Raw genomic sequence first — 19,542 nt, forward strand, 5'->3', positions numbered from 1 at the left:
TGTACAAACCATAACCTTTGTGATGGCATGGGTTAAATTTATTAACATCTAAGCGCAGAATAATGACTCCGGCAACCGCTTTTGTCTCTGGTTACCGCTGATTTCGCAAAAAAAAGCCCAACCTGAGTCGTTGGGCTTGCGAATTAAGAACCCGATCATGATTAACGCATGATTTTATCGCCGCGGGAAAGCCCCACCACGCCGGAGCGAGCAACTTCCACAATTTTAGCGACTTCACGCAACGTTGCCAGAAACGCATCCAGCTTATCGCTGGTGCCCGCCAGTTGTACGGTGTAGATAGACGGCGTGACATCGATGATTTGCCCGCGGAAAATCTCCGTGTTGCGTTTCACTTCTTCCCGGCCATAACCGCTGGCCTGGATTTTCACCAGCATGATTTCTCGTTCAACGTGAGCGCCCTGCCCCAGCTCGCTAACGCGCAGAACATCCACCAGTTTGTGGAGCTGCTTTTCGATCTGCTCAAGGACTTTCTCATCCCCTACCGTCTGAATCGTCATCCGCGATAAGGTCGGATCGTCGGTCGGCGCGACGGTCAGGCTTTCAATGTTGTAACCACGCTGGGCGAAGAGGCCAATCACACGCGATAATGCACCTGACTCGTTTTCAAGCAATACTGATAATATCCGGCGCATAATCAGGTCCTCTCCGTTTTGCTTAACCACATTTCATCCATCCCACCCCCACGAATCTGCATCGGGTAGACATGTTCACTACCGTCGACGGTGACATCGACAAACACCAGACGATGGTTACGCACATGTTCCAGCGCTTCGCCCAGCTTGCTTTCTAATTCGTCTGGATGATTAATCTGGATACCGATATGCCCATAAGCCTCAGCAAGGCGCACGAAATCGGGCAGCGACTGCATGTAAGACTGTGAGTGACGCCCGGAGTAGATCATGTCCTGCCACTGTTTGACCATGCCGAGATAACGGTTATTAAGGTTGAGTACCAGCACCGGCAGTTCATATTGCAGCGCCGTCGACAGCTCCTGGATATTCATCTGAATGCTGCCATCCCCGGTGACGCACACTACTGTTTCATCCGGCAAAGCCATTTTCACCCCTAACGCCGCAGGTAAACCGAATCCCATAGTGCCGAGGCCGCCTGAGTTAATCCAGCGACGCGGTTTATCGAACGGATAGTAAAGTGCGGCAAACATCTGATGCTGGCCAACGTCAGAGGTCACATACGCCTCCCCTTTCGTCAGACGCCAGATGGTTTCAATCACCGCCTGCGGCTTAATACTTTCGCTTTGCGTGTCGTATTTCAGACACTGACGGGCGCGCCAGTGCTCAATCTGTTGCCACCAGTCACGATTATCATCCAGCGGCTGCTGAGATTTCTCCTGCTCCAGCAGTTCGAGCATCTGATCCAGCACCAGGCGGGCATCCCCCACAATCGGAATATCCGCAGTAACGGTTTTGGAAATAGAGGTCGGATCGATATCGATATGCAGCACGGTCGCATTCGGACAATATTTTGCCAGGTTATTCGTCGTTCGATCGTCAAAGCGAACGCCGACAGCAAAGATCACATCGGAATGATGCATGGTCATATTGGCTTCGTAAGTACCGTGCATGCCCAACATGCCCAGCGCCTGACGATGCGTGGCCGGAAACGCGCCCAACCCCATAAGCGAGGAGACAACCGGCAGATTCAGCGCTTCAGCAATCTGAGCTAACTGCTCATGGCAAGCGGCATTGACCGCGCCACCGCCCACATAGACAACCGGTTTCTTCGCCGCGACCAGCGTCTGCAACGCCCGTTTTATCTGTCCTTTATGTCCCGTCGTCGTCGGATTATACGAGCGCATACTCACCGAGTCCGGCCAGCTATAAGGCAGTTTCTTCGCCGGATTCAGAATATCCTTCGGCAAATCCACCACCACTGGCCCCGGACGACCGCTTGCTGCCAGCCAGAAGGCTTTTTTCAGCACCTGCGGGATATCTTCCGTTTGTTTGACCAGGAAGCTATGTTTCACCACCGGGCGGGATATACCTACCATGTCGCACTCCTGGAAGGCATCGTAGCCAATCAGCGACGTTGCGACCTGTCCGGAGAGGATCACCAGCGGAATGGAATCCATGTAAGCCGTTGCGATCCCGGTAATCGCGTTGGTCGCCCCCGGCCCGGAGGTGACCAATACGACCCCCACTTCTCCCGTGGCACGCGCAAGGCCATCAGCCATATGTACCGCCGCTTGTTCATGGCGGACCAGCACATGATCAATACCGCCGACCGTATGCAGGGCATCATAAATATCGAGGACGGCCCCCCCGGGATAACCGAATACCTGCTTCACACCCTGATCGATGAGCGATCGGACGACCATCTCGGCTCCAGACAACATCTCCATGGCTTGCCTCACTCTTATAATGAATTGCGGTTTAACAACACATTAACCGCTGACGATGACGCATGGCAATTGACTCCGAAGGGGTGGCACTGGAGTAAATAAGAATAAAAAGGAGGAAAGACGCGAATAAACGGAGAATTAAACCAGCATAAGCAATCAGTATGATAAATAATCGCTTAAAAATGGGAACTTACAGCAATTACTCTATTTTTTGACACTTTTGGACAGACGTAAAAAATAGAGTTCAGCATAAAATTTCAGTTATAAAGTTAAAAGCAGAATAAACAGGATGCGCCGTCCGGTTTACTCTGCTAAATGCTACTGCTTACAAACGGAGACTAACAACTCTTCCATCCATTGATGTCCTTTATCCCGGCCTGCGGCTTCATGCCATGAAAGATAGCATGTGCGGCTGTTCAATTTTAACGGTAAAGGCAAGATCTGTAGTTCTAAAGAATCGGCAAATTCTTCTGCTAACCAACGTGGCGCAATAGAGACCAAATGCGTTTGCGACACAATATTAAGAACGCTAATTAATGCCATGCCCTGATAAGCCACTGAGGATTGTTTATCCGGTGTGTCATACCACGGTTGGCTGAATGATGCGAAGCGATCAAGTGACACCACCGCATGCTGTTCATTATAGACATTGCTTTCCAGTAAAGGACCACTAATGCGCGGATGCTTTTTACTTGCCACTAACACCATTTCGTCATTGAATAACGGAATACTGGTAAATTCAGGACGTCGGAACTCTTCATAGCTAATAACGAATTCAGTTTCCTGGTAACGTAATTGATGCTCTGTATTTTGATTGAGTGAAGATTTAAATACGACATGAATGTTTGGTGCAACTTGCTCAACCCTATTATAAATCAACGAGGTCAGAATATTATCCAATGGGCTGCATACGCAAAGATTGAATACGCGCTCGCTGCTGGCTAGCTCAAAACCCGATCCAGGCAGTTCATTCTGCACTAATTGCAATGCCTGGCGAACAGAACCAAATAGCTGGAAGGCTCTTGCTGTCGGCTGGATACCGCGTCCATAACGAACAAAAAGCTCATCATTAAACATAATTTTCAGGCGCGCGACCGCATTACTGACAGCAGGTTGCGACATCCCCAAAGTATGCGCGGCACGGGTGATGTTTTGTTCTTGCATCACCGCATCAAAGACGGTTAATAAATTAAGATCAACCATGCGAAGCTGTGGTTTCCCAATATCTATAATATTTGTTTTATCTGTTATTTTTACTTCTGGCATATTTAACTCCACTGTCACTCTAAACTCCCTTTTCCCAGACGGAGTGAAGAAATAATCTCCGTTAATATGATTTACCATACATATAAGATGAGAAAAAGAAAAAACATTAAAATTAGGAAAACATAAAGGCACAAACCTAAATGAACAAAAGACCAATGCGATCGCAGTGTGGCAGTGTCACTGCACGGTGATTCATATGTTTAAATTTCAAAAACAATATAACCATAAGCATGGCGAATATACAATCATACGTATAGTGAATGTGTATTTAAGTTTTAATTAAATGTTTATATTATTAATACATTAAAAGTTAACATTAATTTATCAATTTTGTGGTGTTACACCACCCATAGCCATTCATAATTACTATAAAAACAGATAAATCATCAAGATATGAAATTCCAAGAGCGATTTTTCCTTCAGTTCGCCGTTACAATAAATGCAAATAACTATGCTCAAATATGTCAAAACATGAAAATTATGTACAACCATCAACTGATTAATTTTATGTAGCCCGAAAAATTCAGCACAATTCGCTTAAGTTTTGCAGAAACTTCCCCCCTCTAACGAGGCATTTGCTGGAGTGAGGGTTGACATCAGTCTTCATATCCAGTACCACTAAAAGCATATCGCATTCGCCTGGAGCTTAATTGATGACTTACATTGCTCGTTTCAACGGTCTACTACTACTAAACGCATCTTCGTTGCGCGGTAGACTGGTGGACGACATTCAGCATTAAGTCAGCTCCAGTTAAGACAAAAAACCCGCGCCGTTGCGCGGGTTTTTTTATGCTCGAAGCAAGGCGCCCTAAGAAACCAAGGACCTAAACCATGAGCCAGCAAGTCATTATTTTCGATACCACCTTACGCGATGGTGAACAGGCGTTACAGGCAAGCCTGAGTGTGAAAGAAAAACTGCAGATTGCGCTGGCCCTTGAGCGTATGGGCGTTGACGTGATGGAAGTGGGTTTCCCCGTTTCTTCACCGGGCGACTTTGAGTCAGTTCAGACTATCGCTCGTCAGGTTAAAAACAGCCGCGTTTGTGCCTTAGCTCGCTGCGTAGAAAAAGATATCGACGTTGCCGCAGAATCTCTGAAAGTCGCTGAGGCTTTCCGTATTCATACGTTTATCGCCACCTCGCCGATGCACATCGCGACGAAATTACGCAGTACGCTGGATGAGGTCATTGAGCGCGCGGTCTACATGGTTAAGCGTGCGCGTAATTATACCGATGACGTGGAGTTCTCCTGCGAAGATGCAGGCCGTACCCCTATCGCCGATTTGGCTCGCGTGGTTGAAGCTGCCATTAACGCGGGAGCCAAAACCATTAACATCCCCGATACCGTCGGTTACACCATGCCTTTCGAATTTGGGGCAATCATTTCTGGCCTGTATGAACGCGTACCAAATATCGATAAAGCCATCATCTCCGTACACACCCATGATGATTTAGGTTTGGGCGTAGGCAACGCACTGGCAGCCGTTCACGCCGGAGCGCGTCAGGTGGAAGGCGCGATGAACGGTATCGGCGAACGCGCCGGTAACTGCTCACTGGAAGAAGTGATCATGGCGATCAAAGTGCGTAAAGATATCCTGAATGTACAGACCCGCATCAATCACCAGGAGATCTGGCGCACCAGTCAATTAGTCAGCCAAATCTGCAACATGCCTATTCCTGCTAACAAAGCCATTGTCGGTAGTGGTGCCTTTGCCCACTCTTCCGGCATCCATCAGGACGGCGTACTGAAAAATCGTGAAAACTACGAAATCATGACGCCTGAATCCATCGGCCTGAACCAGGTACAGCTGAACCTGACGTCCCGTTCCGGACGTGCCGCGGTGAAACACCGTATGGACGAGATGGGATATAAAGAAAATGAATACAGCCTGGACAACCTGTACGACGCATTCCTGAAACTGGCGGACAAAAAAGGTCAGGTATTTGATTACGACCTGGAAGCGCTGGCCTTCATTAATAAACAGCAGGAAGAACCGGAGCATTTCCGTCTGGATTACTTCAGCGTGCAGTCCGGCTCAAACGACATCGCCACCGCCTCCGTCAAGCTGGCCTGTGGTGAAGAAGTCAAAGCCGAAGCGGCGAACGGTAACGGTCCGGTCGATGCCATTTATCAGGCAATCAACCGTGTAACTGAGTACAACGTCGAACTGGTGAAATACAGCCTGACCGCCAAAGGGCACGGTAAAGATGCGCTGGGTCAGGTGGATATCGTTGCCAACTATAACGGTCGTCGTTTCCACGGCGTCGGTCTGGCGACAGATATCGTCGAATCTTCCGCTAAAGCAATGGTTCATGTGCTGAACAACATCTGGCGCGCCGAAGAAGTCGAAAAAGAATTGCAACGCAAAGCTCAGAACAACGAGAACAACAAGGAAACCGTGTGATGTCGAAGAATTATCATATTGCTGTTTTGCCGGGTGACGGTATTGGCCCGGAAGTGATGGCGCAAGCCCTGAAGGTACTGGACGCAATCCGCAACCGCTTTAACATGCGCATTACCACCAGCCACTACGACGTGGGTGGTGCCGCTATCGATAGCCACGGTCAGCCGCTGCCGCCTGCAACGGTTGAAGGCTGTGAACAAGCTGACGCCATTCTGTTTGGCTCCGTTGGCGGCCCGAAATGGGAAAATCTGCCGCCAAACCAGCAGCCAGAGCGTGGCGCGCTGCTGCCATTGCGTAAGCACTTCAAATTATTCAGCAATCTGCGCCCAGCTAAGCTCTATCAGGGTCTGGAAGCGTTTTGCCCTCTGCGCGCAGATATTGCCGCGAACGGTTTCGACATCCTGTGCGTACGCGAACTGACTGGCGGAATTTACTTCGGTCAACCAAAAGGTCGCGAAGGCAGCGGACAACATGAAAAAGCCTTTGATACCGAGGTTTATCACCGTTTCGAGATCGAACGTATTGCGCGTATCGCGTTTGAATCCGCCCGTAAACGTCGCCGTAAAGTCACGTCGATTGATAAAGCTAACGTACTGCAAACGTCTATTCTGTGGCGCGAAATCGTCAATGAAATTGCTAATGAATACCCAGACGTTGAACTGGCGCATATGTACATCGACAACGCGACGATGCAATTGATCAAAGATCCTTCCCAGTTCGACGTGTTGCTGTGCTCTAACCTGTTTGGCGACATTCTGTCTGACGAGTGCGCCATGATCACCGGTTCAATGGGCATGTTACCGTCCGCCAGCCTGAATGATCAGGGCTTCGGTTTGTACGAGCCTGCTGGCGGCTCCGCTCCTGACATCGCCGGGAAAAACATTGCCAACCCTATCGCCCAAATCCTGTCGCTGGCGCTGCTGCTGCGCTACAGCCTGGATGCCAATGATGCGGCAACCGCAATTGAGAGCGCCATCAACCGCGCATTAGAAGAAGGCATCCGCACCGGTGACTTAGCCCGTGGCGCTGCCGCAGTCAGTACCGATGAAATGGGCGACATCATTGCCCGTTACGTCGCAGAAGGGGTGTAATCATGGCCAAAACGTTATACGAAAAATTGTTTGATGCGCACGTCGTCTTTGAAGCGCAAAACGAAACCCCTCTGTTGTACATCGACAGACATCTGGTGCATGAAGTGACCTCTCCGCAAGCGTTTGATGGCCTGCGCGCGCATGGCCGTCAGGTACGCCAGCCGGGTAAAACCTTTGCCACCATGGATCACAACGTCTCTACCCAGACCAAAGACATCAACGCGTCGGGTGAGATGGCACGCATCCAGATGCAAGAGCTGATTAAGAACTGTAACGAATTTGGCGTCGAGCTGTATGACCTGAACCATCCGTATCAGGGTATCGTTCACGTGATGGGGCCAGAACAAGGCGTGACGTTGCCGGGTATGACCATCGTCTGCGGCGATTCCCACACCGCTACACACGGAGCGTTCGGCGCGCTGGCGTTTGGTATTGGCACCTCTGAAGTTGAACACGTTCTGGCGACGCAGACCCTGAAACAGGGGCGCGCCAAAACCATGAAGATTGAAGTCAACGGTAAAGCAGCCCCTGGCATTACCGCCAAAGATATTGTGCTGGCGATTATCGGTAAAACCGGTAGTGCAGGCGGTACCGGACACGTAGTTGAGTTTTGTGGCGAAGCCATCCGCGCGCTGAGCATGGAAGGCCGCATGACCCTGTGCAACATGGCGATCGAATTGGGCGCGAAAGCGGGCTTGGTCGCGCCAGACCAGACCACCTTCAACTATGTCGAAGGCCGTCTGCATGCACCGAAAGGCAAAGACTTTGACGACGCGGTCGCCTACTGGAAAACCCTGCAAACGGATGAAGGCGCCACTTTCGACAGCGTCATCACCCTGCAAGCGGAAGAGATTGCGCCGCAGGTCACCTGGGGAACAAACCCGGGTCAGGTCATTTCGGTGAACGATAATATTCCCGACCCGGCATCCTTTGCCGATCCCGTTGAGCGCGCATCGGCTGAAAAAGCGCTGGCGTATATGGGGCTGAAGCCAGGTATTCCGTTAACGGAAGTGGCTATCGATAAAGTGTTCATCGGTTCCTGCACCAACTCGCGTATTGAAGATTTACGCGCCGCGGCGGAAATCGCCAAAGGACGTAAAGTTGCGCCAGGCGTACAGGCACTGGTGGTGCCGGGCTCTGGCCCGGTGAAAGCGCAGGCGGAAGCAGAAGGTCTGGACAAGATCTTTATCGAAGCAGGATTCGAATGGCGTTTACCAGGCTGTTCCATGTGTCTGGCCATGAACAATGACCGCCTGAATCCGGGCGAGCGCTGCGCATCCACCAGCAACCGTAATTTTGAAGGCCGTCAGGGCCGCGGTGGTCGCACGCATTTAGTCAGCCCGGCCATGGCCGCCGCTGCCGCCGTTACCGGTCATTTTGCCGACATTCGCAGCATCAAATAAGGAAACCACCATGGCAGAGAAATTTACCCAGCATACCGGCCTGGTTGTCCCACTGGATGCCGCCAACGTTGATACCGACGCAATCATTCCCAAACAGTTTTTGCAGAAGGTTACGCGTACCGGTTTTGGCGCTCATCTGTTTAACGACTGGCGTTTTCTGGACGAAAAAGGACAACAGCCAAATCCTGAGTTCGTTTTGAACTTCCCGGAATATAATGGGGCATCAATTCTGCTGGCGCGCGAAAACTTCGGCTGCGGTTCGTCACGTGAACATGCGCCTTGGGCGTTGACCGATTACGGTTTTAAAGTGGTGATTGCCCCAAGCTTCGCCGACATCTTCTACGGCAACAGTTTCAATAACCAACTGCTGCCGGTGACTCTGAGCGACGCGCAGGTAGATGAAATGTTTACCCTGGTGAAAGCCAATCCGGGCATTAAATTTGAAGTGGATCTGGAAGCGCAGGTGGTGAAAGCGGGCGATAAGTCCTACAGCTTTAAAATCGACGACTTCCGCCGCCACTGCATGCTGAACGGTCTGGACAGCATCGGGCTGACGCTGCAGCATGAAGCAGCCATCACCGAGTACGAAGACAAGCAGCCAGCATTTATGCAGTAATCTCTCCCGCTGGTCACCGCACGGTGGCCAGCCTCTACTCTTCGCCTACAGCGTATCGCCGTAATAGATTTGGTAGCCAAGATTAACGCTGCCCGGCGCATCCTTCCCGCCAAGACGTTTAATCAAAATATCCGCCGCCGTTTTGCCAATCTCAAAGCGTGGTGTAATCACGCTGGCGATTTTTTGCAGCCGCGCACGGCCAATTTCCAGCCCGTGGAAACCGGCAATCGCCATTTTTCCCGGCACATCGTACTGCTGTGCCTGACACTCCAGCAGCACGCCAACCGCCAGGTCATCGTTGGTACAGAAAATAGCGTCAATATCCGGCTTTTCCGCCATCGCCTGCTGGAACATTTTGCGCCCCAGCGCTACCGACGAAATCGTTTTTGGCGCCAGGTGATACGCCTCCAGCCCCTGCGCAGCCAGCGCATTCTCGGTACCGCGGTAACGACTCAAATCGCGAGGGTCGTCCATTGATCCAAAGAACGCAATGTGACGTTTTCCACTGTCGATAAACGCCTGGGTCATCTCGAAGGCCGCTTTTTCGTTATCGAAACCGACCTGTATATCCAGATACTGGCCGCTAATATCCATCAGTTCCGCCACAGGTACGCCGCTGGCGCGCACGTACTGGATCATCCGCTCGGTATGCAGCTTTCCGGTGAGGATCAAGCCGTCGATATTGTAAGAGAGCAGATTCAGAACCTCGCGTTCTTCACGCTCGGCGTCATATTCGTAGTTGGCGATCAGCGTCTGGTACTGGCAAGCCGAGGTGACGGATTCAATTCCCGCCAGCACGTCGGCAAAGATCTGATTACGAAACGAGGGGATCAGCACACCAATAGTTTTGCTACGTGCGTTGAGCAGAATTTCCGGAGCGCGGTTAGGAATGTAGTTGTTCTCTTCCATGATTTTCGAAATCAATTCACGGCTGCGTTGCGACACCTGATTCGGGTCACGCAGATAACGGCTGACCGTCATCTTATTCAGACCGGCCAGATTAGCGATATCCTGTAATGTCATCCGATTGTTTTTCATGAGGTTCTCTACGACCAACATCCCATTATGCTCGCAGAGAACCTTATCACAGCCGGTTAGCGACTGCACTCCTCGCTCAACCTTAACGCGTTACCATCTCAGCCGACGGCGACGTGGTTTCATTTTGCGCACGAACGCAGTACATCAGCACCACCGATGACAGCAGAGCAATCGCCATGAAGGTGTAGGAGACGCCCGGCCCGCCGGTCACGCCGTTGAGGTAACCCACCAGCCACGCGCCGAGGAATGCCCCTAACGCGCCAAAACTGTTGATCATTCCCATCGACACGCCGGAGACGTTGCGCGGCAGTAGTTCGGGGATCAGCGCGAAGAACGGTCCGTAAGGCGCATACATACAGGCAGCGGCAACGACCAGCAGCGCGTAAGAGAGCCAGAAGGACTGGTTGCCCAGCATCCACGAGGCAAAGAACGCAATGGCAGCAATCAGCAGCAGCGGCCAGATAAACAGCTTACGGTTCTGGTATTTATCGGACAGCCAGGAAACCGTCAGCATCAGGCAGATCGCCGCCAGATACGGCACTGCCGCCAGCCAGCCCACCGCCACAATATCCATCTGCGCCGCGTTTTTCAGAATCGACGGCATCCACATCATGAAGCCATACACCCCGATGCTCCACAGCGCATGCACCGCGCAAAGCATAATGACGCTGCGTGAACGCATCGCTTCACCGTAGTTGCGCATCGGTTTGATGTCCCGCTGCTCGCGGTCCATCGCCTGCTGTAACGCCTGTTTCTCCTGCTCGCTCAACCAACCCGCATCCGCCGGTTTGTCGCGCACCAGAATCACCCAGCAGAAAGCCCAGATCACCGCAGGAATACCTTCAATGATAAACATTTCACGCCAGCCCCAGGCTTCAATCAGGTAGCCAGAGACAATCGACATCCACAGCACTGTGACCGGGTTACCGAGAATTAAAAAGGTGTTGGCGCGCGAGCGTTCAGTTTTGGTAAACCAGTTGCTGATATAAATCAGCATCGCGGGCATCACCGCCGCTTCGACGATGCCGAGAATAAAGCGGATCGCCATCAGCGTTGGGATATTGCTGACAAAGCCGGTCGCCGCGGCACAAAGCCCCCAGAGGATCAGGCTGTAAAAAATCATTTTACGGACGCTATGTTTAACGGCATACATGGCGCCAGGCACCTGGAAAAAGAAATATCCCAGGAAAAAGAGCGCGCCAATCAGCGAGGCCGTGCCCTGGGTGATCCCTAAATCGTGTTCGATACCAGCGGCAGCGGCAAAGCCGTAATTGGCGCGGTCGAGATAAGCTAAGCTGTAGGTAATAAAAATAATCGGCATTAAATACCACCAGCGACGCGCTGGCAGTTTTGCGAGCATATTCATACTCACTCCTTGGATTATCATTAAAGGATGAGGTTGCTTCCCGCGGCCTCGTTAGCGATCAAACAGCGGCCAGCATGCCGCCATCGACAAACAGAAGATGCCCATTCACAAAGTCAGAGGCGGGCGCAGCGAGATAAACCGCCGCGCCGATCAACTCTTCCGGGTTACCCCAGCGAGCAGCGGGCGTGCGCTGGAACAGCCAGGCGGAGAATGCTTCATCGTTAACCAGCGCGGTGGTCATGTCGGTAGCGAAATAGCCGGGAGCAATACCGTTGACCTGAATATTGTATTCCGCCAGTTCCACGCACATGCCACGGGTTAACATTTTGACCGCGCCTTTTGACGCCGCGTAGGGGGTAATGGTTTTACGACCTAATTCACTTTGCATTGAGCAGATATTAATAATCTTCCCGCGGCGGCGTTGCACCATGTAGCGGGAAACCTGCTGTGATACCAGAAAGACCGATTTCTGGTTTACATCAATCACTTTGTCCCATTCAGCCTCCGGGAATTCGGTGAAGGGATAACGACGCTGGATTCCGGCGTTGTTAATTAAAATATCAATGGCCCCAACGTCCTTTTCAATTTGCGCGATGGCGCACGCCACCTCTTCCCCGCTGGTAACATCAAATCCATAGCCAACAGCGCGATAGCCTTCGGCCACCAGTTTGTCCGCCGCCGCCTGCGCCCGCTGCTGGGTAATGTCGTTAATAACAATCTCAGCACCGTGCGCCGCCAGACCGCTGGCCAGCAGGTTACCAATGCCCTGAGCGGAACCGGTAATCAGCGCGCGTTTACCGGTCAGGTCGAATAGGTTTTTCATGAAAAAACTCCTTTTTTGATAACTGTTACGCGTAACTGTATACGCGTAACAGTAGAAAAAAGAAGATCCAGAAAGAGGAAAATGATCGTTATGTGATCAACGTTACATTTACGTGCAAGATAAAAAAAGAGGGATAGGCCTGATAAGCGTAACGCGTTCAGGCCGTAGGGACAGGTTGCCTGATGGCGGCGTAAACGCCTTATCCGGCCTACAAAAACGACAAAAACTAATGCAAAATATCGCCAGTCCGGGCACTGCGACGCCAGGACTGCGCCGGACTAAACGTCCTTCACCCGCCCGGTCATCCACAGCGTAACCACCGAAATCACCGCAATCACCCAATAGACGGCATAGTGACCGTAGCTTTGCGCAACTGCCCCCTGAATCACCCCTGCCAGAATGACTCCCGTTGAAATACTGTTGGTAAATAATGTGGTCGCTGACCCCGCACGTCCGGGCATCAGATCCTGAAACCACAGCATGCCTATCCCGGCGATAATACCGATAAATACCGCGTTAAACAGTTGCAGCACCAGCAGCGCCGTACGGCTGTGAAAGAAGATCAAACCAATATAAAACAGCACGCCTGCCGCTACGGCCGCGATCATCATTCGCCGTTTACCAAAGCGCTTCACGTAATAGCCTGCCAGAATCATCGCCGGAATTTCCAGCCCAGCCGCCGTCCCCATCAGGATCCCGGCCAGCTTGTCCGGCAAGCCCAGTTCAAGACTTATCCACAGTGGCATATCAATGATGTACATGGTGTTGCAGGTCCACATCAGCGTGGAGGCAATAAACAACATACGCACATTTTTGTCCTGCCAACCGCCGGTCTGTTCCAGCGGCACGTCTACAGGCTGCTCCACCCGCGCGACAGACGGCAGTATCAGCGCAATCAGCACCAGGCTAATGGCAAAAATCCCTGCGGCAATGGAAAACATCGCCGTAAAGCCGTAATTCAGCGCCAGCATGAATGCCAGTGGCGGTCCTATCACCCAGGCCAGCGAAAGCTGCGCACGCATCACCGAGCTAAACATCACCACTTCACGCGCGGAGTTATCAGCATATTCTCGCGCCAGCGCAAACAGCTGCGGCATGGCGGTGTTCGCCAGCGAGGCCAGCAGCACACCGCAGGTGATCAGCGTGAGATAGTGGCGATTAAAGGCAAACAGCAGCGCATTGCCAATTGCCATCAGACAGCAGAACATGATCAACTTACGCCGATCGCCCTGGCTGTCGGATCGTTTCGCCAGGCCAAGGCTGACGACGATCCCGACAATCGCATTGACGGTGTAAAACAGCCCGACCCAAAATGGCTGCGCCCCGACTTCACGGCTCAGGAACAGACTCAGAGTGGGTGCCTGCAATGCCCCCGCCACGCCCATCATAAAAGCGACCAGCATAAATGCCGCGTAAACGCCGTTGAGGCGCCGTCCCATGGTCATAATCCAGAGCATATCTTTCCTTTTAAGCGCAGCTGAAACGAAAAAAGCCAGCAGATAATACCTGCTGGCGGGTGAACGAGGCTGTATCCTGCCATTATATCTGGCATCGACGCTGGGTAAAAAACGCATAATCCAGGCGGAGGGCGCTGGGTATAGAAATCTATTCCCAAGCCTGACAACGCAGAGTATGCGTTTTTTACACGCGTCCCGGAGGGCTGGGGCCATTTTTTCACATAGCTGTGTTGCTCACACCCTATTTGGTTCACCAAATTTCACTGTTCGCGCCTTGCCATGTGAAAAAATAGCCACCAGCGATGCTCAGATATAATGGCAGGATACAGCCTGCACCAATACTCAGTCACACATGATGTCTGCAATTTCCAATTCAGGAGTCAGATGTCATCTCCCACTGCATCAGCTCTTCGAGCATCTTTAAGCGCTGCGGTGCGCTCAGGCAAGCCAACCAGGACGATTTTTCCGTCGTGGTAAAGTACTTCAACCAGAACTGACGCATAGATGACCCCTTCGTTGTCTCATCGCTTCATCGGAATCTATTATTGGCTTAATATAGGGATTATAAAATTGCTGAGTTTTCCGCAGGAGTTCCCCTTTTATGTCTTCTGGTCGTTTGCAACAACAGTTCATCCGTCTGTGGCAATGCTGTGACGGCAAAACGCAAGACACGACGCTCAACGAGCTGGCGGATCTGCTGAGCTGCTCGCGCCGCCATATGCGTACGCTGCTTAATACCATGCAGGATCGCGGCTGGTTAACGTGGGAAGCTGAAGTTGGACGAGGTAAACGCTCGCGCCTGACATTCCTCTATACCGGGCTGGCGCTCCAGCAGCAGCGCGCGGAAGACCTATTGGAACAGGATCGCATCGATCAACTGGTGCAACTGGTCGGTGACAAAACGGCCGTACGGCAAATGCTGGTCTCCCATCTGGGTCGCAGCTTTCGCCAGGGTCGGCATATCATGCGCGTTCTCTATTACCGCCCCATGCACAACCTGCTCCCCGGCACGGCATTACGCCGCTCCGAAACCCATATCGCCCGGCAAATCTTCAGCGCCTTAATTCGGGTAAATGAGGAAAATGGGGAACTGGAAGCGGACATTGCCCATCACTGGCAGCAAATTTCACCTTTACACTGGCGATTCTTCCTGCGTCCGGGGATCCATTTTCATCATGGCCGCGAGCTGGAAATGGCAGATGTTATCGCCTCACTGATGCGCATTAACAGCCTGCCGCTGTACTCACACATCACGCAGATCGTCTCTCCCACGGCCTGGACGCTGGATATCCATCTGGCCCAGCCAGACCGCTGGCTTCCCTGGCTATTGGGGCAGGTCCCCGCCATGATCCTGCCGCGAGAATGGGAAACGCTAAACAACTTCTCCAGTCACCCGATTGGTACCGGTCCGTATGCGGTAATACGAAACACCAATAACCAACTGAAAATTCATGCATTTGATGATTACTTTGGCTACCGGGCCCTGATCGACGAAGTTAACGTTTGGGTATTACCCGACATCGGAGAAGAGCCTGGCGGCGGGTTGACGCTAAAAGGTCCCACAGAGGATGAAAAGGCGATCGAAAGCCGCCTCGAAGAAGGTTGCTACTACCTGCTGTTTGATGCGCGTAGCCACCGTGGAGCTAACCAGGAGGTCCGCGAATGGGTAAGCCGCATTCTCTCGCCAACGAATTTAATCTGCCACGCCGACGAACAGTACCAGCGACTGTGGTTTCCCGCGTATGGTTTACTCCCCCGCTGGCATCACGCAAAACCCGGCCATGGTGAAAAACCCGCCGGGCTGGAAACGCTGACTATCACTTACTATCGCGATCACATCGAACACCGGATTATCGCGCAGATAATGAAGACATTGCTCGCGCAGCATCAGGTGCAGTTGAATATTCAGGAGATCGACTACGATCAATGGCATGCAGGTGAAATCGTCAGCGATATCTGGCTCAACAGCGCCAACTTTACCCTACCGCTCGACTTCTCACTGTTCGCCCATTTGTGCGAAGTCCCGTTGCTGCAAAACTGTATCTCGCGGGACTGGGAAAACGATGCGGCTCGCTGGCGAACGGGCGAAATGAGCCTGGCTGCATGGTGCCAACAGCTGCTCGCCACAAAGGCCATTGTGCCATTAATCCACCACTGGCTGATCATTCAGGGACAGCGCAGTATGCGCGGGCTGCGCATGAATACCCTCGGCTGGTTTGATTTTAAATCGGCGTGGTTTGCTCCGCCGGATCCTTAATTGCTGCTAAGCAACAAAATCATTACACTAACGCCGTTCTCAACGGGGTGCTAAATAAAAACATACACAAAATCATTCGATCTGCGTATGGGCTGAGAGATACCCGTCGAACCTGATCCGGATAATGCCGGCGAAGGGATTTGAGGCTTATCTCAAGTCCTTTGCCACCCAACTCTTGAGGTGCAAAGTGTTTAAAAAATGTCTTCCGCTTTTACTGCTGTGCGCAGCGCCTGTCTTCGCCAAACCTGTACTGACCGTCTATACCTACGACTCGTTCGCAGCTGACTGGGGCCCGGGCCCAACAATCAAAAAAGCCTTTGAAGCTGACTGCAATTGCGAGCTGAAACTGGTCGCGCTGGAAGATGGCGTCTCGCTGCTTAACCGCCTGCGCATGGAAGGAAAAAACAGCAAAGCCGACGTCGTGCTGGGTCTGGATAACAACCTTCTGGAAGCCGCCACACAAACCAAACTGTTTGCCAAAAGTGGTGTAGCAAACGACACCGTTAACGTACCCGGCGGCTGGAAAAACGATACCTTCGTGCCGTTTGACTACGGTTATTTCGCCTTCGTTTATGATAAGAACAAGCTGAAGAATCCGCCCAAAAGCCTGAAAGAACTGGTAGAGAGCGACCAAAAATGGCGCGTCATTTATCAGGATCCACGCACCAGCACGCCAGGTCTGGGTCTGCTGCTATGGATGCAGAAAGTCTATGGTGATAAAGCGCCAGAGGCGTGGCAGAAACTGGCAGCCAAAACCGTCACCGTCACCAAGGGCTGGAGCGAAGCCTACGGCCTGTTCCTGAAAGGTGAAAGCGATCTGGTGCTCAGCTACACCACCTCTCCGGCCTATCACATCATCGCCGAGAAAAAAGACAACTACGCCGCAGCTAATTTTAGTGAAGGCCACTATTTGCAGGTGGAAGTCGCCGCCCGCACCGCGGCCAGCAAGCAGCCGGAACTGGCCGAGAAATTCCTGAAGTTCATGGTGTCTCCGGCATTCCAGAATGCGATTCCGACCGGCAACTGGATGTATCCCGTGACGCAAGTCGCCCTGCCGTCAGGATTCGAGCAACTGAATAAACCGACCACCGCGCTGGAATTTACGCCACAGCAGGTTGCGGCTCAACGTCAGGCATGGATTAGCGAATGGCAACGCGCCGTCAGCCGTTAATCCCCGGCTGGCTGGTTCCAGGGCTTACCGCCGCCACGCTGATGGTGGCCGTTGCCCTGGCCGCGTTTCTGGCACTGTGGTTTAACGCCCCGCAGGGAGAGTGGTTCTCGCTGTGGCAAGATGACTACCTGTGGCACGTGGTGCGCTTTTCTTTCTGGCAGGCTTTTCTATCCGCTGTGCTGTCGGTTGTCCCGGCGATTTTCCTTGCCAGAGCGCTCTATCGCCGCCGTTTTCCAGGACGTCTGGCGCTGCTGCGCCTGTGCGCCATGACATTAATCCTGCCGGTGCTGGTCGCGGTCTTCGGTATTCTTAGCGTCTACGGTCGCCAGGGTTGGCTGGCCTCACTCTGGCATGTCTTCGGGCTGGAATGGACCTTTTCGCCTTACGGTTTGCAGGGCATTCTGCTGGCTCACGTCTTTTTCAATCTGCCGATGGCCAGCCGCCTGCTGTTACAATCGCTGGAGAGTATTCCCGGCGAACAGCGGCAGTTAGCCGCTCAGTTGGGTATGCGTGGCTGGCATTTCTTCCGTTTTGTTGAATGGCCGTGGCTGCGTCGTCAGATCCTGCCCGTCGCAGCACTCATCTTTATGCTGTGCTTCGCCAGCTTCGCCACCGTTCTGTCGCTGGGCGGCGGGCCACAGGCCACGACCATCGAGCTGGCTATCTATCAGGCGCTGAATTTTGATTACGATCCTGCCCGCGCAGCCATGCTGGCGTTGATCCAGATGGTTTGTTGTTTGGCGCTGGTGCTTCTCAGTCAACGTCTGAGCCGCGCGATTGCTCCCGGTGCTACCCTGGTACAAGGCTGGCGCGATCCTGACGATCGCCTGCACAGCCGACTGACTGACGCAATCCTGATTATTCTGGCCCTGTTGCTGTTGCTGCCGCCGCTGCTGGCGGTGATTGTCGATGGCTTAAACCGCCATGTTCTGGATGTACTGATGCAGCCAGTGCTGTGGCAGGCGCTGGGAACCTCGCTGCGCATCGCATTAGCAGCAGGAGCGTTATGCGTCATACTCACCATGATGCTGTTATGGAGCAGTCGTGAACTTCGTGCACGACAGCAGGTGCTGGCAGGTCAGATGCTGGAACTGAGCGGCATGATGATCCTCGCCATGCCGGGTATCGTGCTGGCAACCGGCTTCTTTCTGCTGCTCAATAACACTATTGGGCTTCCCGAATCTGCCGACGGCATTGTCATTTTTACCAATGCGCTGATGGCGATCCCTTATGCATTGAAGGTGCTGGAAAACCCAATGCGTGACGTCACTGCGCGCTATAGTATGTTGTGCCAATCGTTGGGCATTGAGGGATGGTCGCGCCTGAAAGTGGTTGAACTGCGCGCCCTGAAGCGCCCGCTGGCACAGGCGATGGCGTTTGCCTGCGTGCTGTCGATTGGCGATTTTGGCGTAGTGGCGTTATTTGGTAATGAGGATTTCCGCACCCTGCCGTTTTATTTATATCAGCAGATTGGCTCTTATCGCAGTCAGGATGGCGCAGTTACGGCGTTATTACTGCTGATCCTGTGCTTTACGCTGTTTACCGTTATTGAGAAATTGCCGGGTCGAAATGTTAAAACTGATTGATATCACATGGCTTTATCACCATCTGCCCATGCGCTTTACGCTGTCGGTCGCGCGCGGTGAGCAGATAGCGATACTCGGGCCCAGCGGCGCCGGGAAAAGTACGCTGCTGAATCTGATTGCCGGCTTTCTCACGCCTGCCAGCGGTAACATGGTGATTGACGGTGAAGATCACACCACGACACCACCCTCGCGCCGTCCTGTTTCTATGCTGTTTCAGGAAAACAACCTGTTCAGCCATCTGAGCGTACAGCAAAATATCGGCCTGGGCCTGAATCCTGGATTGAAGCTTAACGCATCGCAGCGGGAGAAAATACTCCACATCGCCCAGCAAATGGGGATCGACTCTCTGCTGGAACGCCTCCCCGGTGAGCTTTCCGGCGGACAGCGGCAGCGCGTGGCGCTGGCGCGTTGTCTGGTGCGGGAACAACCTATTTTACTGCTTGATGAACCGTTCTCTGCACTTGATCCCGCGCTGCGCCAGGAGATGCTAACGCTGGTGGCCGAAGTCTGTCGCGAGAAGCAACTGACGTTACTGATGGTTTCCCACAGCGTAGAAGATGCGGCGCGAATTGCGCCCCGCTCGATTGTGGTCGCCGACGGGCGCATCGCCTGGCAGGGCGATACGGACGATCTGTTAAGCGGCAACGCTAGCGCCTCGGCGCTATTGGGCATTAAAGCATAATGC

Annotated in this window: 17 protein-coding genes and 1 riboswitch; of the genes, 9 read left to right on the top strand and 8 right to left on the bottom strand. The window is 52.7% G+C overall.

The annotated features are described in order from the left end of the window. Window positions 1-161: 161 nt before the first annotated feature. From ilvN to leuO, 3 genes are all read right to left on the bottom strand, one after another. The gene (gene ilvN / locus SK39_RS07590) at window positions 162-653 is read right to left on the bottom strand and encodes an acetolactate synthase small subunit (RefSeq protein ID WP_003829566.1); all 492 of its coding nucleotides are present in this window, start codon (window positions 651-653) and stop codon (window positions 162-164) included. Window positions 654-655: 2 nt separating this feature from the next. Next, on the bottom strand, window positions 656-2,380 hold the full coding sequence (gene ilvI / locus SK39_RS07595) for an acetolactate synthase 3 large subunit (RefSeq protein WP_020996230.1): 1,725 nt from the start codon (window positions 2,378-2,380) through the stop codon (window positions 656-658). A gap of 318 nt (window positions 2,381-2,698) precedes the next feature. Next, the gene (gene leuO, locus SK39_RS07600; RefSeq protein WP_048216837.1) at window positions 2,699-3,646 is read right to left on the bottom strand and encodes a transcriptional regulator LeuO; all 948 of its coding nucleotides are present in this window, start codon (window positions 3,644-3,646) and stop codon (window positions 2,699-2,701) included. A gap of 653 nt (window positions 3,647-4,299) precedes the next feature. Here leuO and leuL point away from each other — a divergent pair. The 5 genes from leuL to leuD all read left to right on the top strand — a co-directional run bounded on the left by leuL (window position 4,300) and on the right by leuD (window position 9,159). After that, window positions 4,300-4,386 (top strand): leu operon leader peptide, encoded by an 87-nt coding sequence (leuL, locus tag SK39_RS27075; RefSeq protein ID WP_048998978.1) that lies wholly within the window; start codon window positions 4,300-4,302, stop codon window positions 4,384-4,386. Window positions 4,387-4,477: 91 nt separating this feature from the next. After that, the gene (leuA, locus tag SK39_RS07605; RefSeq protein WP_003837421.1) at window positions 4,478-6,049 is read left to right on the top strand and encodes a 2-isopropylmalate synthase; all 1,572 of its coding nucleotides are present in this window, start codon (window positions 4,478-4,480) and stop codon (window positions 6,047-6,049) included. Further along, window positions 6,049-7,140 (top strand): 3-isopropylmalate dehydrogenase, encoded by a 1,092-nt coding sequence (gene leuB / locus SK39_RS07610; protein WP_048216838.1) that lies wholly within the window; start codon window positions 6,049-6,051, stop codon window positions 7,138-7,140. The genes leuA and leuB overlap by 1 nt, the downstream gene beginning before the upstream one ends. A 2-nt stretch (window positions 7,141-7,142) precedes the next feature. Further along, window positions 7,143-8,543 (top strand): 3-isopropylmalate dehydratase large subunit, encoded by a 1,401-nt coding sequence (gene leuC / locus SK39_RS07615; protein ID WP_016149551.1) that lies wholly within the window; start codon window positions 7,143-7,145, stop codon window positions 8,541-8,543. Between the two features lie 10 nt (window positions 8,544-8,553). Further along, window positions 8,554-9,159 (top strand): 3-isopropylmalate dehydratase small subunit, encoded by a 606-nt coding sequence (gene leuD / locus SK39_RS07620; RefSeq protein ID WP_016149550.1) that lies wholly within the window; start codon window positions 8,554-8,556, stop codon window positions 9,157-9,159. A 45-nt stretch (window positions 9,160-9,204) separates the two neighbouring features. Here the strand turns inward: leuD and idnR are convergent, their stop codons facing one another. From idnR to sgrT, 5 genes are all read right to left on the bottom strand, one after another. Then, a complete protein-coding gene (idnR, locus tag SK39_RS07625) occupies window positions 9,205-10,197 on the bottom strand; it encodes a DNA-binding transcriptional regulator IdnR (protein ID WP_044699207.1) in 993 nt (330 codons plus the stop codon). An 82-nt stretch (window positions 10,198-10,279) separates the two neighbouring features. Then, window positions 10,280-11,563: an MFS transporter gene (locus tag SK39_RS07630; protein WP_003837412.1), complete on the bottom strand. Its 1,284-nt coding sequence runs from the start codon at window positions 11,561-11,563 to the stop codon at window positions 10,280-10,282. Window positions 11,564-11,621: 58 nt separating this feature from the next. Then, window positions 11,622-12,386, bottom strand: coding sequence for a gluconate 5-dehydrogenase (idnO, locus tag SK39_RS07635; protein ID WP_016149547.1), 765 nt, complete (start codon window positions 12,384-12,386; stop codon window positions 11,622-11,624). Between the two features lie 278 nt (window positions 12,387-12,664). After that, entirely contained in the window at window positions 12,665-13,843 is a 1,179-nt protein-coding gene (locus SK39_RS07640) for a sugar efflux transporter (protein WP_032948516.1), read from the bottom strand. 373 nt (window positions 13,844-14,216) lie between these two features. Beyond that, window positions 14,217-14,345 carry a glucose uptake inhibitor SgrT gene (gene sgrT, locus SK39_RS07645; protein WP_003018817.1) on the bottom strand — a complete coding sequence of 43 codons (129 nt, stop codon included), beginning with the start codon at window positions 14,343-14,345 and terminating at the stop codon, window positions 14,217-14,219. Window positions 14,346-14,444: 99 nt separating this feature from the next. Here sgrT and sgrR point away from each other — a divergent pair, with 99 nt between their 5' ends. The 4 genes from sgrR to thiQ all read left to right on the top strand — a co-directional run bounded on the left by sgrR (window position 14,445) and on the right by thiQ (window position 19,539). Beyond that, the gene (sgrR, locus tag SK39_RS07650; RefSeq protein WP_003018820.1) at window positions 14,445-16,100 is read left to right on the top strand and encodes an HTH-type transcriptional regulator SgrR; all 1,656 of its coding nucleotides are present in this window, start codon (window positions 14,445-14,447) and stop codon (window positions 16,098-16,100) included. Between the two features lie 33 nt (window positions 16,101-16,133). Continuing rightward, window positions 16,134-16,257, top strand: a riboswitch (TPP riboswitch). 30 nt (window positions 16,258-16,287) lie between these two features. Continuing rightward, the gene (gene thiB, locus SK39_RS07655; RefSeq protein WP_032937529.1) at window positions 16,288-17,271 is read left to right on the top strand and encodes a thiamine ABC transporter substrate binding subunit; all 984 of its coding nucleotides are present in this window, start codon (window positions 16,288-16,290) and stop codon (window positions 17,269-17,271) included. Beyond that, window positions 17,247-18,857 carry a thiamine/thiamine pyrophosphate ABC transporter permease ThiP gene (thiP, locus tag SK39_RS07660; RefSeq protein ID WP_048216839.1) on the top strand — a complete coding sequence of 537 codons (1,611 nt, stop codon included), beginning with the start codon at window positions 17,247-17,249 and terminating at the stop codon, window positions 18,855-18,857. Before thiB ends, thiP begins: the two co-directional genes overlap by 25 nt. After that, window positions 18,841-19,539, top strand: a complete 699-nt coding sequence (gene thiQ, locus SK39_RS07665; RefSeq protein WP_032937527.1) for a thiamine ABC transporter ATP-binding protein ThiQ — start codon at window positions 18,841-18,843, stop codon at window positions 19,537-19,539. Before thiP ends, thiQ begins: the two co-directional genes overlap by 17 nt. Window positions 19,540-19,542: the final 3 nt, after the last annotated feature.

Origin of the sequence: Citrobacter sp. BIDMC107 (genome assembly GCF_001037575.1) — a bacterium.
Classification (GTDB): Bacteria; Pseudomonadota; Gammaproteobacteria; order Enterobacterales; family Enterobacteriaceae; genus Citrobacter; species Citrobacter freundii.

What these genes read in the sequence shown, in the direction of transcription:
- leuA (WP_003837421.1), top strand. Translation starts at nt 4,478, where the DNA reads ATGAGCCAGCAAGTCATTATTTTCGATACCACCTTACGCGATGGTGAA.
- thiQ (WP_032937527.1), top strand. Translation starts at nt 18,841, where the DNA reads ATGTTAAAACTGATTGATATCACATGGCTTTATCACCATCTGCCCATG.
- leuD (WP_016149550.1), top strand. Translation starts at nt 8,554, where the DNA reads ATGGCAGAGAAATTTACCCAGCATACCGGCCTGGTTGTCCCACTGGAT.
- sgrT (WP_003018817.1), bottom strand. Translation starts at nt 14,345, where the DNA reads ATGCGTCAGTTCTGGTTGAAGTACTTTACCACGACGGAAAAATCGTCC.
- idnR (WP_044699207.1), bottom strand. Translation starts at nt 10,197, where the DNA reads ATGAAAAACAATCGGATGACATTACAGGATATCGCTAATCTGGCCGGT.
- leuO (WP_048216837.1), bottom strand. Translation starts at nt 3,646, where the DNA reads ATGCCAGAAGTAAAAATAACAGATAAAACAAATATTATAGATATTGGG.
- thiP (WP_048216839.1), top strand. Translation starts at nt 17,247, where the DNA reads ATGGCAACGCGCCGTCAGCCGTTAATCCCCGGCTGGCTGGTTCCAGGG.
- leuL (WP_048998978.1), top strand. Translation starts at nt 4,300, where the DNA reads ATGACTTACATTGCTCGTTTCAACGGTCTACTACTACTAAACGCATCT.
- sgrR (WP_003018820.1), top strand. Translation starts at nt 14,445, where the DNA reads ATGTCTTCTGGTCGTTTGCAACAACAGTTCATCCGTCTGTGGCAATGC.
- leuB (WP_048216838.1), top strand. Translation starts at nt 6,049, where the DNA reads ATGTCGAAGAATTATCATATTGCTGTTTTGCCGGGTGACGGTATTGGC.
- SK39_RS07640 (WP_032948516.1), bottom strand. Translation starts at nt 13,843, where the DNA reads ATGCTCTGGATTATGACCATGGGACGGCGCCTCAACGGCGTTTACGCG.
- leuC (WP_016149551.1), top strand. Translation starts at nt 7,143, where the DNA reads ATGGCCAAAACGTTATACGAAAAATTGTTTGATGCGCACGTCGTCTTT.
- idnO (WP_016149547.1), bottom strand. Translation starts at nt 12,386, where the DNA reads ATGAAAAACCTATTCGACCTGACCGGTAAACGCGCGCTGATTACCGGT.
- ilvN (WP_003829566.1), bottom strand. Translation starts at nt 653, where the DNA reads ATGCGCCGGATATTATCAGTATTGCTTGAAAACGAGTCAGGTGCATTA.
- SK39_RS07630 (WP_003837412.1), bottom strand. Translation starts at nt 11,563, where the DNA reads ATGAATATGCTCGCAAAACTGCCAGCGCGTCGCTGGTGGTATTTAATG.
- ilvI (WP_020996230.1), bottom strand. Translation starts at nt 2,380, where the DNA reads ATGGAGATGTTGTCTGGAGCCGAGATGGTCGTCCGATCGCTCATCGAT.